Consider the following 13,574-nt stretch of genomic DNA (forward strand, 5'->3'; position numbering starts at 1 on the left):
GCTCAGCAGACCCTCTCCAGCACCTCGTGGATGGACGACGCGCCCTGGCCGGTCTCCTGGCTGACGGGTACCGCAGTCCGGGCAACGCCTTCCCGGGTCACGAGGACCCAGTGGCTGCCCACGAAGGGCCGGAGCCGGACTTCCCGATTCACAGTGGCGAGGGCCGCACCGGCATCACACCGGATTTCCCGTTCACCAAGGCGTGGTGACAGTAGTGCTCCCACAGGGGTGGTGACAAGCGGGCCTCCTGCCGCGCGGACCCGGCGGACAGGGCTCGGGGCTGCGGAAATGTCAGCCGGTCCGGTCCCGTTCCGTGCGCCGTACCACCATCGCGCGGGCCCGCGTGCTGAGCGCCGTCGCGGCGGCGGTGAGGAAGATGAAGCTGTAGGCGATCTGGATCAGAACCACGATCCGGGCGGACTGCCCGCTCGGCGTGATGTCCCCGTACCCGACCGTGGCGAGCGTGACCACCGTGAAGTAGAGCGCGTCGACGCGGGTGTGCAGGCCGGTGAACTCGCCCGGCTCCTTGGCGAGGGCGTAGTAGGTGGCCGAGAAGATGTGCACGGACAGGACGATGAGCAGGGTGATGACCATGCCCGGCTTGGTCTCGGGGCGGTCCACGAGGACGTGGTGGATCTGCCGGAGCAGCAGCGCGGCCACGGCGGCCAGCAGCAGGGCGCACAGCACCCAGCTCAGCACGGGCCGGTGCGGCCCCAGATGGTCGAGGGGGAGCAGGAAGTAGGCCACGGCCACGGCCACCGCGACGCAGCCGCGTACGACCCAGGGCCGGGCGGTGTGCCAGGCGGAACGGGTCCGTACGGTGCGGCGCTCCGTCACCCGGTCGTTCCCGTCGTCGGGGCGTGGGCCGCCTCCGGCTCCGTGCGCCGCACCACCTGGGAGACGACGAAGGAGACCACCGACGCGGTGACGATCAGCGGCATCTGGTCGTACGCGTCTCCGCCCGTCAGCAGCACCGCGAGGACCGCGCTGGACAGCGGCAGCCCGGTCACGGCGGCCGCAGCGGCGGAGATGCCGAGGGCGAGCGCCGGGGTCGCGCCGAAGCCGGGCAGCCCGGAACAGGCCATCGCCGTCGCCGTGCCCAGCAGTACCGCCGGGAAGATCGGGCCGCCGCGCAGGCTGCCCAGCGCGATGCCCCACGCCAGCCCCTTGCACGCGACCAGGGCGATCAGCGCGCCCACCGGCCAGGCGTGCGGGTCGGCCGCGAGCTGGGCGAGCGCGGCCTGCCCGGAGAGCGCCGCCTCGGCCGGGGAGCGGCCGGTGATCAGCGCGTACGCGGCGACGCACACCCCGACCGCGGTGGCGCAGGCGACCGTGCGCACGGCCGTGTGCCGGCGCGTCCACGAGACGGTGCGGTGCCCCAGCTCGCGGGCCAGCGTGATCACTACGGCGATCAGCGCCGCCGTCGGGATGCCCCACAGGAAGTCGCCCGCGTCCGGGTTGGCGGCCGGCGGCAGGTCGGGCAGGGCGAGCGCGCCGATCTTCAGGCCGGTCCACTGACCGAAGCCGGTGAAGACCAGGGAGCCGGTGGCGCTGGCCAGCAGACAGGGCAGCAGCAGCACCACCAGCTGCGACCCGGCCAGCCCCGCGCCCTCGATGAGCAGGACGGCCGCGGCCACCGGACCGCCGAGGATGGTGGAGATGGCGGCGGTGGAGCCGGCCGTCGCGAGGATCGCGCCGGCCCGTTGGTCGCCGCCCGCGCCCGCCCGCCGCACCGCCAGCAGCGCGAGCCCGCTGCCGACCGCCATGAGCGGGGCCTCGGGACCCAGCACCACGCCGAGCGGCAGGGTGGCCAGCGCGGCCAGGACCGCGCCCGGCAGCGCCTTGGGGCCGACGGGCGGCCCGCCCAGACCGTTCACCGGCAGATGCCCGCCGGCGCCCGGCATCCGGGTCACGATCGGCGCGAGGATCAGCCCGGCCAGTACCAGCGCGGGCAGCGGCCACCACCAGGGCGGGGTGTCGTAACCGGCGGCTTCGGGCAGCGAGGTCCACACCCAGTGCTGCAACTGGTGCTGGAGACCGACGAAGAAGAAGCAGGCCAGCGCGATCGGCACGCCCAGCAGCACGCACAGCAGCAACAGCCGCCGGTAGCCGGGGCTCAGCAGCATCTGCCGCAGCGACTGCTCGGCCCGGCCCGGGGCGGCGTTCGCCGGCGCCGGCCGACTCGTCACGTGCCCTCCTTCGTCCGCTCCCGCGGGTGCGGCTCAGTTAACGCGAGGGGGCGCACGGCCGCATGCGCACGTCGGGGCACCGTTCACCCGTGCGGCGGACCCGCGTGGCCGGGGGGCCCGGCGCCCCGCAGGCTCGGAACGACCCGGCGGCGCCGTGCCGGTGCCGGCGGGCCCAGGCCCGTACGGGGGACACGCAGAAAGGACCGCGCACATGAGCCAGCACGCCGAACCCACTCCCGGCCGCCCCTCCCAGGGCGGCGACGGCACCTGGTCCCAGCGCCCGGCCGACCGGCCCGGCGGCTGGGCCGCGGGCGGTGTCGTCTTCGCGGGCGTCCTGCTGATGCTGAACGGAGCCCTCGCCGTCCTCCAGGGCATCGCGGCCATCGCCGAGGACGACGTGTACGCCCGCATCGGCACGTACGTCTACGAGATGAGCCTCACCGGCTGGGGCATCGTCCACGTCGTCCTCGGCGCCCTCGTCCTCGTCGTGGGATACGGCCTGCTCAAGGACATGGCCTGGGCGCGGGTCGCGGGCATCGTCATCGCCTCGCTGAGCCTGATCGCGCAGTTCCTGTTCCTGCCGTACGCGCCCGTCTGGTCGGTGATCATGATGGCGATCGACGTGTTCGTCATCTGGGCCCTGGCCAGCCGCCAGGACGCCACCTCCCGGGTATGAGCCTCGCGGACCGTGTCGCAGTTGGGCCGAACGGGTGACTTGACGTAAGAATTGGCTGGTGCAGGCAATAACGGCGAGTGGAATGCGGGGGAGCCGGTGAACAGCCACGACGTCACCGATGAGCAGTGGGAGGGGCTCGCCCAGGTCGTTCCGCTGCGCGGACGCGACGCCTGGCCCTCGGCGGTCGGCCACCGGGCGATGCCCGAGGCGGAGACCGAGCGGCGCCGCCGCTTCGTGGTGCTGCGGGTCAACGTGTTCGCGGACGCGCGCGAGGTCGCCGAGACCCTGATGGCGGGCATCCCGGTCCTGCTGGACCTGACCGGAGCCGAGGGCGATGTCGCCAAGCGGGTCCTGGACTTCAGCACCGGCGTCGTCTTCGGACTGGCCAGCGGGATGCACCGGGTCGACCGCAACGTCTTCCTGCTGAGCCCGGCGGGCACCGAGGTCAACGGACTGATGGAGGACGCCGTCGGGGTCCCCGGGGTGTGACGGCCCCGCCCGGTCCTGACGGAGCCGTCCCCCGATCGTAGGAACGCCTTCCGGGCAAAACGGTTCGCCCTACGGCGGAGTACGTACGGTCCGCATATGGCAGCGTCATCCGCGTCGGCGGCGTCCGTCGCACCGCTCCCCGGCCGGCCCCGCGTCACGGAGCTGCGGCTGTCCGCCTTCGCGGGGCACCGGCGCGCGGTGCTGCGGCTCGGGCCGCTCACCCTGCTCGCCGGGCCCAGCGGCTGCGGCAAGACCACCGCGCTCAGGGCCTACGACGCCCTGGCCCGGCTCGGCGGCGGCGCGGAACTCGGCGCCGTGTTCCCCGACCCCCTCGCCTGCGTGCCCGAACGGGCCCGGCCCGACGCCCAGCGGCGCCGGGGCTTCCGCATCGGCTGCACGGCCGACGGCGCCGAGGGCCCGGTCCACCTGGACGTCGCCGTGCAGGCGGAGCCCGAACTGCGCGTCGTGGGGGAGCGGCTGTCGGCGGACGGCGTCGTGCTGCTGGAGACGGCCCTGCGTGATCCCGGCCGGCGTGCCGTGCAGGCCGCCTGGCACACGGCCGGTTCGGCGCCGGTGACCCGCGCGCCACTGCCCGACGACCGGCTCGGCACCCCGCTGCTGCCGCTGCGGGTGGCCGGCAGGACGGAGGGACAGCGCAGGGTGCTGGCGGCCGCCGAGCAGATGGTGGTCGCGCTGCGCTCCGTCTTCGCCTGCGACCCCCGGCCCGGCCGGATGCGGGAGCCCGTGCCGACCGGCTCCGGACGCCTGCGGGGCGGCTGCGACAACCTCGCCGACGTGCTGTGGCGCACCCGCACCGAATGCGCCCGGCGGCACGCGCAGTTCGTCGCGGCGGTCCGCACCGGCTGCGCGGGCCCCGTCGCGGACGTGCTGGCCGAACCCGCCGTCGGCGGCGTGGTCCGCGCCCTGCTCGACCGGGGCGACGGGGTGCGCACCGGCCTGGCCCGGCTCGGCTACGGCGAACTGCGCTACCTCGCCCTCGCCCTGGTGCTGTTCACCGGGCCCGGGGTGCTGGAGGTCGACCCGGCCGGCGAGGTCCCCGCCGCGCTGCAGACGCTCACCGTCCTCGCCGACGGCTTCGACCGAGGCCTGGACGTGCGCCAGCGCGCCGAACTCCTGCGGCTGGCGGCGCGGATGTGCGACCGCGGCCACATCCGCCTCGTCGGAGCGGTCGCCGACGCCTCGTGGGCGGCGGCGGGGGCGGACGGCGTCACGGTGGTACACCTGGACCCGTGACCGATCACCCCCAGGACCTCGCCGTACTCCAGCGCAGACTCGCCGAGTTCGCCGCCGCCCGGCACTGGCAGCCGTACCACACCCCCAAGAATCTCGTCGCGGCGCTCAGCGTGGAGGCCGGCGAACTCGTCGAGATCTTTCAGTGGCTGACGCCCGAGCAGTCGGCCGGAGTGATGGCCGACCCGGACACCGCGCACCGCGTCCGGGACGAGGTCGCCGACGTCCTGGCCTATCTGCTCCAGTTCTGCGAGGTGCTGGGCGTCGATCCGCTGGCCGCGCTGGAGGCGAAGATCGAGCGGAACGAGTCGCGCTTCCCCGCGCCGGACCCGCGGAGCGACTGAACGGCAGGACGGCTGAGCGGCAGGACGACTGAGCGGCAGGACGACTGACGGCGGGACGGCCGAGTACGGAGGAGTCCACCACTCCGTTATCACTCTCCGCAGTCAAAATCCGGCCAGTTATCGAGATGTTGTCCGAAGATTTCCGCCTTCCTCTGGCTTTTCGCCCCACACGCCTTCACTCTGGGTAGTGAGTGACGGAGTTCGGGCGGACGCGCCGCGCGCGCGTCGGAAACAGACGGGGGCAGCGCATGGACGCTGTGCGGCTCATCGTGACCAGTGGGCGTGCCCTGGCCGCCGGCGGAGAGGTGCCGGACGTCCTGACCGAGGTGTGGCAGGTGCAGGCCCTCGCCCAGGCGATCGGCAGCCGGCTGGCCGTCCACGGCCCACCGGAACTGCGCGGCGAGGCCATCGGCCTGACCGAACTGGCGGGCCGCGGCTGCGGAGTCCTGCGCACCCCGGACCTGGCCCCGGGCGAACTGCGTGCCGCGCAGCTCACCGAGCTGGGCGACGCCCGCCAGGCCCTGATGCGCCTGGGCACCCTGCTCGGCGAGACCGGCATAGCCCTGGTGGGCATCGCCTGCGCCGCCGACGACGAGGCCACCTACTGGAGTTGCGTGGAGGCGATCGACGCGGCCGACGAATCACGCGACCGGGTCCTGGAGATGCTGCGCAAACTCACCGACCGCGACGCCGGTCTACCGGAGCGGGAGGCCGGCTGACGCCGGGAGAGCCTGTCCGGCGCACCCGCGCCGAACAGGCAGGATGGAACGCATGGATCTCCGTATCTTCACCGAGCCCCAGCAGGGGGCCACCTACGACACCTTGCTCGCCGTGGCCAAGGCCACCGAGGACCTCGGCTTCGACGCCTTCTTCCGCTCGGACCACTATCTCCGCATGGGCTCCTCGGACGGCCTGCCCGGCCCCACCGACGCCTGGATCACCCTGGCGGGCCTCGCCCGGGAGACGAAGCGCATCCGCCTCGGCACCCTCATGACCGCCGGCACCTTCCGGCTGCCCGGCGTCCTCGCCATCCAGGTCGCGCAGGTGGACCAGATGTCGGGCGGCCGGATCGAGCTGGGCCTGGGCGCCGGCTGGTTCGAGGAGGAGCACAAGGCGTACGGCATCCCCTTCCCGAAGGAGAAGCTCGGCCGCCTGGAGGAGCAACTGGCCATCGTCACCGGTCTGTGGGCCACCGAGACCGGCAAGACCTTCGACTTCCACGGCACGTTCTACGACCTCACCGACTCGCCCGCGCTGCCCAAGCCCGCGCAGCCGAAGGTGCCCGTGCTCATCGGCGGACACGGGGCCACCCGCACCCCGCGCCTGGCCGGCCAGTACGCCGACGAGTTCAACATGCCGTTCGCCTCCGTCGAGGACACCGAGCGGCAGTTCGGCCGGGTGCGGGCCGCCGCCGAGGAGGCCGGCCGCGGGGCCGACGCCCTCACCTACTCCAACGCGCTGGTCGCCTGTGTCGGCAAGGACGACGCCGAGGTCGCCCGCCGCGCCGCCGTGATCGGCCGCGAGGTCGACGAGCTGAAGGCCAACGGCCTCGCCGGCTCCCCGGCCGAGGTCGTCGACAAGATCGGCCGGTACGCCGCCGTCGGCGCCCGGCGGATCTACCTCCAGATCCTCGACCTCGACGACCTGGACCACCTGGAGCTGATCTCCTCCCAGGTCCAGGCACAGCTGTCCTGACGCCCTGACACCCGCCCGATAACCGAAGGCGCCGGTCACCGGCCCTGTGCGATGGTGTGACCGTCGTCCTGCCGGAGCCCCCCGGGATCACTCACCCTGGGGGCTCCCGCGCGTACGACGTCTCGTCAGCGTCCACCGGCCGGAGAGGCCCTCAGCATGTTCCTGACCATCACCACCACCGGCACCCCCGGGCACCCCGCGACCGACCTCGGGTTCCTGCTGCACAAGCATCCCGACAACGCGCAGGCGTTCGCCACCTCCTTCGGCACGGCCCACGTGTTCTACCCGGAGGCGGCGGAGCAGCGCTGCACGGCGGCGCTGCTGCTGGAGGTCGACACGGTGAAGCTGGTCAGGCGCGGCAAGGGCAAGGGCCGCGGCGGCGCCCCCGACGCGGCCCTCGCGCAGTACGTCAACGACCGCCCCTACGCGGCCTCCTCCCTCCTCGCCGTCGCCCTGAGCAACGTCTTCTCCAGCGCGATGCGCGGCGTGTGCAAGGCCCGCCCCGGGCGTGCCGCCGAGCCGCTGCCGCTGCGCGTCGAGATCCCGGCGCTGCCCGCCCGCGGCGGCCCCGGCCTCGTCCGCCGCCTCTTCGAGCCGCTCGGCTGGGACGTCACCGTCGAGGCCGTGCCGCTGGACACCGAGTTCCCCGAGTGGGGCGATTCGCGCTACGTCCGCCTGGTCCTGGAGTCCGGCACCCGCACTCTCTCCGACGCCCTGCGCCACCTGTACGTCCTGCTGCCGGTGCTCGACGACGCCAAGCACTACTGGGTCTCGCCCGACGAGGTCGACAAGCTGCTGCGGGCCGGCGACGGCTGGCTGCCGGGCCACCCCGAGCAGAGGCTGATCACCAGCCGCTACCTGTCCCGCCGCTGGTCGCTGACGCGCGAGGCGATGGAGCGACTGGAACTGCTCCGGCTGGCGGAGACCGACGACAGCGAGGTCGAGGAGATCGACAACGCCGTCGCGGCCGAGACCGAGCAGGAGGACCGGCCGACCCCGCTCGCCGTGCACCGCCGCGAGGCCATCCTCACCGCCCTCCGCGACCACGCCGCCGCCCGCGTCCTCGACCTCGGCTGCGGCGAGGGCCACCTGGTGCGCGAACTGCTCAAGGAGCCGCGGTTCACCGAGATCACCGGCGTGGACGTGTCGGTGCGCGCGCTCACCATCGCCTCCCGGCGGCTGGGGCTGGACCGCATGGGTGAGCGGCAGGCCGCGCGCGTGCACCTCTTCCAGGGCTCCCTCGCCTACACCGACAAGAGGCTGCGGGGCTACGACGCCGCCGTGCTCAGCGAGGTGATCGAACACCTCGACCTGTCGAGGCTGCCCGCCCTGGAGTACGCGGTCTTCGGCGCCGCCCGCCCCCGCACCGTCGTCGTCACCACGCCGAACGTCGAGTACAACGTGCGCTGGGAGACGCTCCCGGCCGGCCACGTCCGCCACCGCGACCACCGCTTCGAGTGGACCCGCGAGGAGTTCCGGACCTGGGCCGAGGCGGTCGCCGAACGACACGGATACGACGTCGGCTTCCGCCCCGTCGGCCCCGATGAAACCGAGGTGGGACCGCCCACCCAGATGGCCGTCTTCAGCACCAGGACCCCGACCGAGAAGGAGGCGAAGGCCGCATGACCGCCAAGGACACCCCCGGGACCACCGACACCACCGCGAGGACCCGGAACCTCCCCGTCACCGATCTCTCGCTCGTCGTGCTGATCGGCGCCTCCGGCTCCGGCAAGTCCACCTTCGCCCGGCGCCACTTCAAGCCGACCGAGGTCATCTCCTCCGACTTCTGCCGGGGCCTGGTCGCCGACGACGAGAACGACCAGAGCGCCAGCCGGGACGCCTTCGACGTCCTGCACTACATCGCCGGCAAGCGGCTCGCGGCCGGCCGCCGCACCGTCGTCGACGCCACCAACGTGCAGCCGGACGCCCGGCGTCAGCTGATCGACCTGGCCAAGCGGCACGACGTGCTGCCCATCGCGATCGTCCTCGACGTCCCCGAGCAGGTGTGCGCCGAGCGCAACGCCACCCGCACCGACCGCGCCGACATGCCCCGCCGGGTCATCCAGCGCCACACCCGCGAACTCCGCCGCTCCCTGCGCCACCTGGAGCGCGAGGGCTTCCGCAAGGTGCACGTCCTGCGCGGCGCGGCGGAGGCCGAGCACGCCACCGTCGTCACCGAAAAGCGGTTCAACGACCTCACCCACCTCACCGGCCCCTTCGACATCGTCGGCGACATCCACGGCTGCGCCGCCGAACTGGACGCCCTGCTCGGCAAGCTGGGCTACGCCGACGGCGTCCACCCCGAGGGCCGCACCGCCGTGTTCGTCGGCGACCTGGTCGACCGCGGCCCGGACAGCCCCGGCGTCCTGCGCCGCGTGATGTCCATGGTGAAGTCGGGCAACGCGCTGTGCGTGCCGGGCAACCACGAGAACAAGTACGGCCGCCACCTCAAGGGCCGCAAGGTCCAGCACACCCACGGACTCGCCGAGACCGTCGAGCAGATGGACGGTGAGAGCGAGGAGTTCCGTACCGAGGTGCGGGAGTTCATCGACGGCCTGGTCAGCCACTACGTCCTCGACGGCGGCCGGCTCGTGGTCTGCCACGCCGGTCTGCCGGAGAAGTACCACGGCCGCACCTCCGGCCGGGTCCGCTCGCACGCCCTGTACGGCGAGACCACCGGCGAGACCGACGAGTTCGGGCTCCCGGTGCGCTACCCCTGGGCCGAGGACTACCGGGGCCGCGCCGCCGTGGTCTACGGCCACACCCCGGTCCCGGAGGCCACCTGGCTCAACAACACCATCTGCCTGGACACCGGCGCCGTCTTCGGCGGCAGGCTGACCGCGCTGCGCTGGCCGGAGCGCGAGCTGGTCGACGTACCGGCCGAGCGGGTCTGGTACGAGCCGGTGAAGCCCCTGCGCACCGAGGCCCCCGGCGGACACGACGGACGCCCGCTGGACCTGGCCGACGTCCAGGGCCGCCGGGTGGTGGAGACCCGGCACGCGGGCCGGATCACCGTGCGCGAGGAGAACGGCGCGGCGGCCCTGGAGGTCATGAGCCGCTTCGCCACCGACCCCCGGCTGCTGCCGTACCTCCCGCCGACCATGACACCGACCGCCACCTCGTCGGTGGAGGGCTACCTGGAGCACCCGGAGGAGGCGTTCGCGCAGTACGCGGCGGACGGGGTGGCCCGGGTCGTGTGCGAGGAGAAGCACATGGGTTCGCGGGCGGTGGCGCTGGTGTGCCGGGACGCGGACGCTGCCCGCGCCCGGTTCGGGGTGGACGGACCGACGGGCTCCCTCTGCACTCGCACCGGCCGCCCGTTCTTCGACGACGCGACCGTGGCCGAGGCGGTCCTGGACCGGCTGCGCGCGGCGATCGGCGAGGCCGGACTCTGGGACGAACTGTCCACCGACTGGCTGCTCCTTGACGCCGAGCTGATGCCCTGGTCCCTGAAGGCCTCCGGGCTGCTTCGCTCCCAGTACGCCGCCGTGGGCGCCGCCTCCGGCGCGGTGTTCCCGGGCGCGCTCGCCGCGCTGGAGGGTGCCGCCGCGCGCGGCGTCGAGGTCGCCGGCCTCCTCGCCCGCCAGCGCGAACGGTCCGCCGACGCCGCCGCCTTCACCGACGCCTACCGCCGCTACTGCTGGACGACCGACGGCCTGGACGGCGTCCGCCTCGCCCCGTTCCAGATCCTCGCCGTCCAGGGCCGCAGCCTCGCGTCCCTGCCGCACGACGAGCAGCTGGCCCTCATCGACCGCCTCGTCGAGCACGACACCACCGGCTTGCTGCACACCACGCGGCGGCTGTACGTCGACACCGGCGACCCCGGGTCGGTCGCGGCCGGCGTCGACTGGTGGCTGGAGATGACCGGCCGGGGCGGCGAGGGCATGGTGGTCAAGCCGGTCGGCGCCCTGGTCCGGGACCCGCGCGGGCGCCTGGTCCAGCCCGGCATCAAGTGCCGCGGCCGCGAGTACCTGCGGATCGTCTACGGTCCCGAGTACACCCGTCCCGACAACCTCGCCCGCCTGCGCGGACGCTTCCTGGGCCACAAGAGGTCCCTGGCGATCCGCGAGTACGCCCTCGGCCTGGAGGCCCTGGACCGCCTCGCGGACGGCGAGCCGCTGTGGCGGGTGCACGAGGCGGTGTTCGGGGTGCTGGCGCTGGAGTCGGAGCCGGTGGACCCGCGGCTGTGAACCGGGTGACGCGGCGACACCGCCGCGTCACCCCGCGGAGGGCTTCACGGCGGTGTCCGGGGCCGGGGCCGCGCGGCGGTCCCGGTCGGCCAGGCGGCGGGTCAGCAGCAGGAACGGCTGGGTCAGCAGGGTGGTGGTCAGCGCCATGAAGACCAGGACCGTGTAGAGCGGGCCGCTCAGCAGCCCCGCCTCCAGGCCGGCGCCCAGGGCGATCAGCTCGGTCAGGCCCCGGGCGCTGAGCAGGACCCCGACCGTGCGCGCCTCGTGCCGGTCAAGGCCGCCCAGCCGGGCCGCCACCGTCCCGCTGCCGATCTTCGTCGCGACCGCCAGCACCGTCACCACCAGCAGGGCCGCCCAGCCCGTGCCGGTCATGCTGTCCAGGTCCACGGACTGCCCCGAGAGCACGAAGAAGAACGGCAGCAGCAGGGAACCGACCTCGTGCAGCGGCCGCAGCAGATCGGGGTCGAGCGTGCCGCCCTCCTCGCGCGGGACCACCACCCCGGCGAGCAGCGCCCCGAAGATCACGTGCAGCCCCAGGGAGTGCGTCACCCAGGCCGACCCGAGCGCGAACCCGATCAGCACCGCCAGCCGCAGCGACGGCTCCAGGCGGGTGCGCCACAGCAGCCGGCGCAGTACCGGCCGGGCGGCGAGCACCATCACGGTGACGAAGCCGACGGCGAGCGCCGCCCGCCAGGGCCGGCCGAGCGTCGCGTCCCCCGCGCCGCTGTCCAGCAGCGCGACCGCCAGCACCGTCCAGCACACCGCGTCCAGCATCCCGGCCGCCGAGACCGCCACCACCCCCGGCGCCGAACGCGACAGCCCGTTCTCCCGCACGATCGCGGTCAGCACCGGCACCGCCGTCATCGACAGGGCGATCCCCGCGAAGAGCACCGTGGCGGCCGACGGGTCCCGCTCCATGCCCAGGCCGTGCAGCCCGTCCCGGAACAGCAGCGCGCTGCCGCACCCCACGGCCATCGGCACCGCGAACGAGGCCAGGGCCACCATCACCGAGGTGCGCGCCCGGTCGCCGAGTACCTTCAGGTCCAGCTCGTAGCCCACCGCGAACAGGAACACCACCAGGGAGAACTGCGCGAAGCCGGTGAGCGCCGGGCCGATCGCCGCCGGGAACAGAGCGGCGTACGCGTCGGGGGCCAGAGTGCCGAGCAGGGACGGGCCGAGGGCGATCCCCGCCGCCAGCTGTCCCACGATGCGGGGCTGGCGCAGCCGCCGGGCCAGCAGGCCGCCGGCGTGCGCGGCCACCAGGATCAGCGCCGAGGCACCCATGAAATGGGCGATCATCGTATCGGGACTCACCCGGTCTCCCCCCTGACACGTGGCCGGGCGCTCCGGCCGTCGCTCTGGTCTACGAAAGGACCCCGGGGCACACCGGCGTCGCACGGGTGCACCGGGAGGGCGCACTTGTGGCCACGGGCACGTGAAAGCAGGGGGTGAACGCGCGCCCGAATGGTCAGGATGGAGACATGGGATTCCACGTCGCATCCGAAGCCGGGCGGCTCAGCCGCGTCATCCTGCACCGGCCGGATCTCGAGCTCAAAAGGCTCACCCCCAGCAACAAGGACGCCCTTCTCTTCGACGACGTGCTCTGGGTGCGCCGGGCGCGCGCCGAGCACGACGGGTTCGCGGACGTGCTCCGCGACCGCGGGGTCGCCGTCCACCTCTTCGGCGACCTGCTCACGGAGACCCTCGACGTCCCGGCGGCCCGCCGGCTCGTCCTGGACAGGGTCTTCGACGAGAAGGAGTACGGAGTGCTGGCCACGGACCATCTCCGGGCCGCCTTCGAGAACCTGCCCGCCCACGAACTCGCCGAGGTCCTGGTCGGCGGCATGACCAAACGGGAGTTCCTGGAGGCGCACCCGGAGCCGACGTCCGTGCGCTTCCACGCCATGGAGCTGGACGACTTCCTGCTCGGGCCGCTGCCCAACCACCTCTTCACCCGGGACACCTCCGCCTGGATCTACGACGGGGTCTCCATCAACGCCATGCGCTGGCCCGCCCGGCAGCGCGAGACGGTCCACTTCGAGGCGATCTACCGGCACCACCCGCTGTTCCGGGACGAGACCTTCCACCTGTGGTCCGAGGGGCAGGCCGACTATCCCTCCACCATCGAGGGCGGCGACGTCCTGGTGATCGGCGACGGCGCCGTGCTCATCGGCATGAGCGAGCGGACCACGCCGCAGGCCGTCGAGATGCTCGCCCACAAGCTGTTCGCCGCGGGCTCGGCCCGTACCATCGTGGCCCTCGACCTGCCCAAGCGGCGTGCCTTCATGCACCTGGACACGGTGATGACGATGGTCGACGGCGACACCTTCACCCAGTACGCCGGGCTCGGCATGCTCCGCTCCTACACGATCGAGCCCGGCGCGGGGGAGAAGGACCTGAAGGTCACCGACCATCCGCCGGAGCACATGCACCGCGCGATCGCCGCCGCGCTCGGGCTGGGCGAGATCCGGGTCCTGACCGCGACCCAGGACGTCCACGCCGCCGAACGCGAGCAGTGGGACGACGGCTGCAACGTCCTGGCCGTCGAGCCGGGGGTCGTGGTCGCCTACGAACGGAACGCCACCACCAACACCCACCTGCGCAAGCAGGGCATCGAGGTGATCGAGATCCCGGGCAGTGAGCTGGGCCGGGGCAGGGGCGGCCCGCGCTGCATGAGCTGCCCGGTGGAGCGCGCGCCCGTATAGAAACGCCTGTACAGAGTGCCTGTATAGAAATTCAG

The 13,574-nt window shown here is 73.3% G+C and carries 12 protein-coding genes and 1 riboswitch; of the genes, 9 read left to right on the top strand and 3 right to left on the bottom strand.

What is annotated here, in order from left to right:
- Positions 1-28 precede the first annotated feature (28 nt).
- Positions 29-215: riboswitch (cobalamin riboswitch) on the bottom strand.
- A 76-nt stretch (positions 216-291) separates the two neighbouring features.
- Together ACFW01_RS14705 and ACFW01_RS14710 are read right to left on the bottom strand one after the other, a co-directional pair.
- The gene (locus tag ACFW01_RS14705) at positions 292-837 is read right to left on the bottom strand and encodes a potassium channel family protein (RefSeq protein WP_384503841.1); all 546 of its coding nucleotides are present in this window, start codon (positions 835-837) and stop codon (positions 292-294) included.
- On the bottom strand, positions 834-2,126 hold the full coding sequence (locus tag ACFW01_RS14710; protein ID WP_234958641.1) for a chloride channel protein: 1,293 nt from the start codon (positions 2,124-2,126) through the stop codon (positions 834-836). Before ACFW01_RS14710 ends, ACFW01_RS14705 begins: the two co-directional genes overlap by 4 nt.
- 274 nt (positions 2,127-2,400) lie before the next feature.
- Here ACFW01_RS14710 and ACFW01_RS14715 point away from each other — a divergent pair, with 274 nt between their 5' ends.
- From ACFW01_RS14715 to ACFW01_RS14750, 8 genes are all read left to right on the top strand, one after another.
- Positions 2,401-2,865, top strand: coding sequence for a hypothetical protein (locus ACFW01_RS14715; RefSeq protein WP_234958599.1), 465 nt, complete (start codon positions 2,401-2,403; stop codon positions 2,863-2,865).
- Positions 2,866-2,961: 96 nt separating this feature from the next.
- Positions 2,962-3,354: a cell division protein SepF gene (locus tag ACFW01_RS14720; protein WP_161326440.1), complete on the top strand. Its 393-nt coding sequence runs from the start codon at positions 2,962-2,964 to the stop codon at positions 3,352-3,354.
- A 96-nt stretch (positions 3,355-3,450) separates the two neighbouring features.
- Positions 3,451-4,608 carry an ATP-binding protein gene (locus ACFW01_RS14725; protein ID WP_384503843.1) on the top strand — a complete coding sequence of 386 codons (1,158 nt, stop codon included), beginning with the start codon at positions 3,451-3,453 and terminating at the stop codon, positions 4,606-4,608.
- Positions 4,605-4,949, top strand: a complete 345-nt coding sequence (locus tag ACFW01_RS14730) for a nucleotide pyrophosphohydrolase (protein ID WP_234958601.1) — start codon at positions 4,605-4,607, stop codon at positions 4,947-4,949. The genes ACFW01_RS14725 and ACFW01_RS14730 overlap by 4 nt, the downstream gene beginning before the upstream one ends.
- Positions 4,950-5,197: 248 nt before the next feature.
- Entirely contained in the window at positions 5,198-5,668 is a 471-nt protein-coding gene (locus ACFW01_RS14735) for a DUF6099 family protein (RefSeq protein WP_234958602.1), read from the top strand.
- A gap of 52 nt (positions 5,669-5,720) precedes the next feature.
- Positions 5,721-6,644, top strand: coding sequence for an LLM class F420-dependent oxidoreductase (locus ACFW01_RS14740; RefSeq protein WP_234958603.1), 924 nt, complete (start codon positions 5,721-5,723; stop codon positions 6,642-6,644).
- Positions 6,645-6,800: 156 nt separating this feature from the next.
- Positions 6,801-8,270 carry a 3' terminal RNA ribose 2'-O-methyltransferase Hen1 gene (locus ACFW01_RS14745; RefSeq protein WP_234958604.1) on the top strand — a complete coding sequence of 490 codons (1,470 nt, stop codon included), beginning with the start codon at positions 6,801-6,803 and terminating at the stop codon, positions 8,268-8,270.
- On the top strand, positions 8,267-10,834 hold the full coding sequence (locus ACFW01_RS14750; RefSeq protein ID WP_384503846.1) for a polynucleotide kinase-phosphatase: 2,568 nt from the start codon (positions 8,267-8,269) through the stop codon (positions 10,832-10,834). Before ACFW01_RS14745 ends, ACFW01_RS14750 begins: the two co-directional genes overlap by 4 nt.
- 27 nt (positions 10,835-10,861) lie before the next feature.
- Here the strand turns inward: ACFW01_RS14750 and ACFW01_RS14755 are convergent, their stop codons facing one another.
- On the bottom strand, positions 10,862-12,148 hold the full coding sequence (locus tag ACFW01_RS14755) for a cation:proton antiporter (protein ID WP_234958606.1): 1,287 nt from the start codon (positions 12,146-12,148) through the stop codon (positions 10,862-10,864).
- A gap of 167 nt (positions 12,149-12,315) precedes the next feature.
- Between ACFW01_RS14755 and ACFW01_RS14760 the strand changes: the two genes are divergently transcribed.
- Positions 12,316-13,539: an arginine deiminase gene (locus ACFW01_RS14760; protein WP_234958607.1), complete on the top strand. Its 1,224-nt coding sequence runs from the start codon at positions 12,316-12,318 to the stop codon at positions 13,537-13,539.
- Positions 13,540-13,574 lie beyond the last annotated feature (35 nt).

The sequence above is a fragment of the Streptomyces sp. NPDC058985 genome, assembly GCF_042740985.1.
Lineage (GTDB): Bacteria > Actinomycetota > Actinomycetes > Streptomycetales > Streptomycetaceae > Streptomyces.

What these genes read in the sequence shown, in the direction of transcription:
- ACFW01_RS14710 (WP_234958641.1), bottom strand. Translation starts at nt 2,126, where the DNA reads ATGCTGCTGAGCCCCGGCTACCGGCGGCTGTTGCTGCTGTGCGTGCTG.
- ACFW01_RS14715 (WP_234958599.1), top strand. Translation starts at nt 2,401, where the DNA reads ATGAGCCAGCACGCCGAACCCACTCCCGGCCGCCCCTCCCAGGGCGGC.
- ACFW01_RS14725 (WP_384503843.1), top strand. Translation starts at nt 3,451, where the DNA reads ATGGCAGCGTCATCCGCGTCGGCGGCGTCCGTCGCACCGCTCCCCGGC.
- ACFW01_RS14735 (WP_234958602.1), top strand. Translation starts at nt 5,198, where the DNA reads ATGGACGCTGTGCGGCTCATCGTGACCAGTGGGCGTGCCCTGGCCGCC.
- ACFW01_RS14740 (WP_234958603.1), top strand. Translation starts at nt 5,721, where the DNA reads ATGGATCTCCGTATCTTCACCGAGCCCCAGCAGGGGGCCACCTACGAC.
- ACFW01_RS14745 (WP_234958604.1), top strand. Translation starts at nt 6,801, where the DNA reads ATGTTCCTGACCATCACCACCACCGGCACCCCCGGGCACCCCGCGACC.
- ACFW01_RS14750 (WP_384503846.1), top strand. Translation starts at nt 8,267, where the DNA reads ATGACCGCCAAGGACACCCCCGGGACCACCGACACCACCGCGAGGACC.
- ACFW01_RS14760 (WP_234958607.1), top strand. Translation starts at nt 12,316, where the DNA reads ATGGGATTCCACGTCGCATCCGAAGCCGGGCGGCTCAGCCGCGTCATC.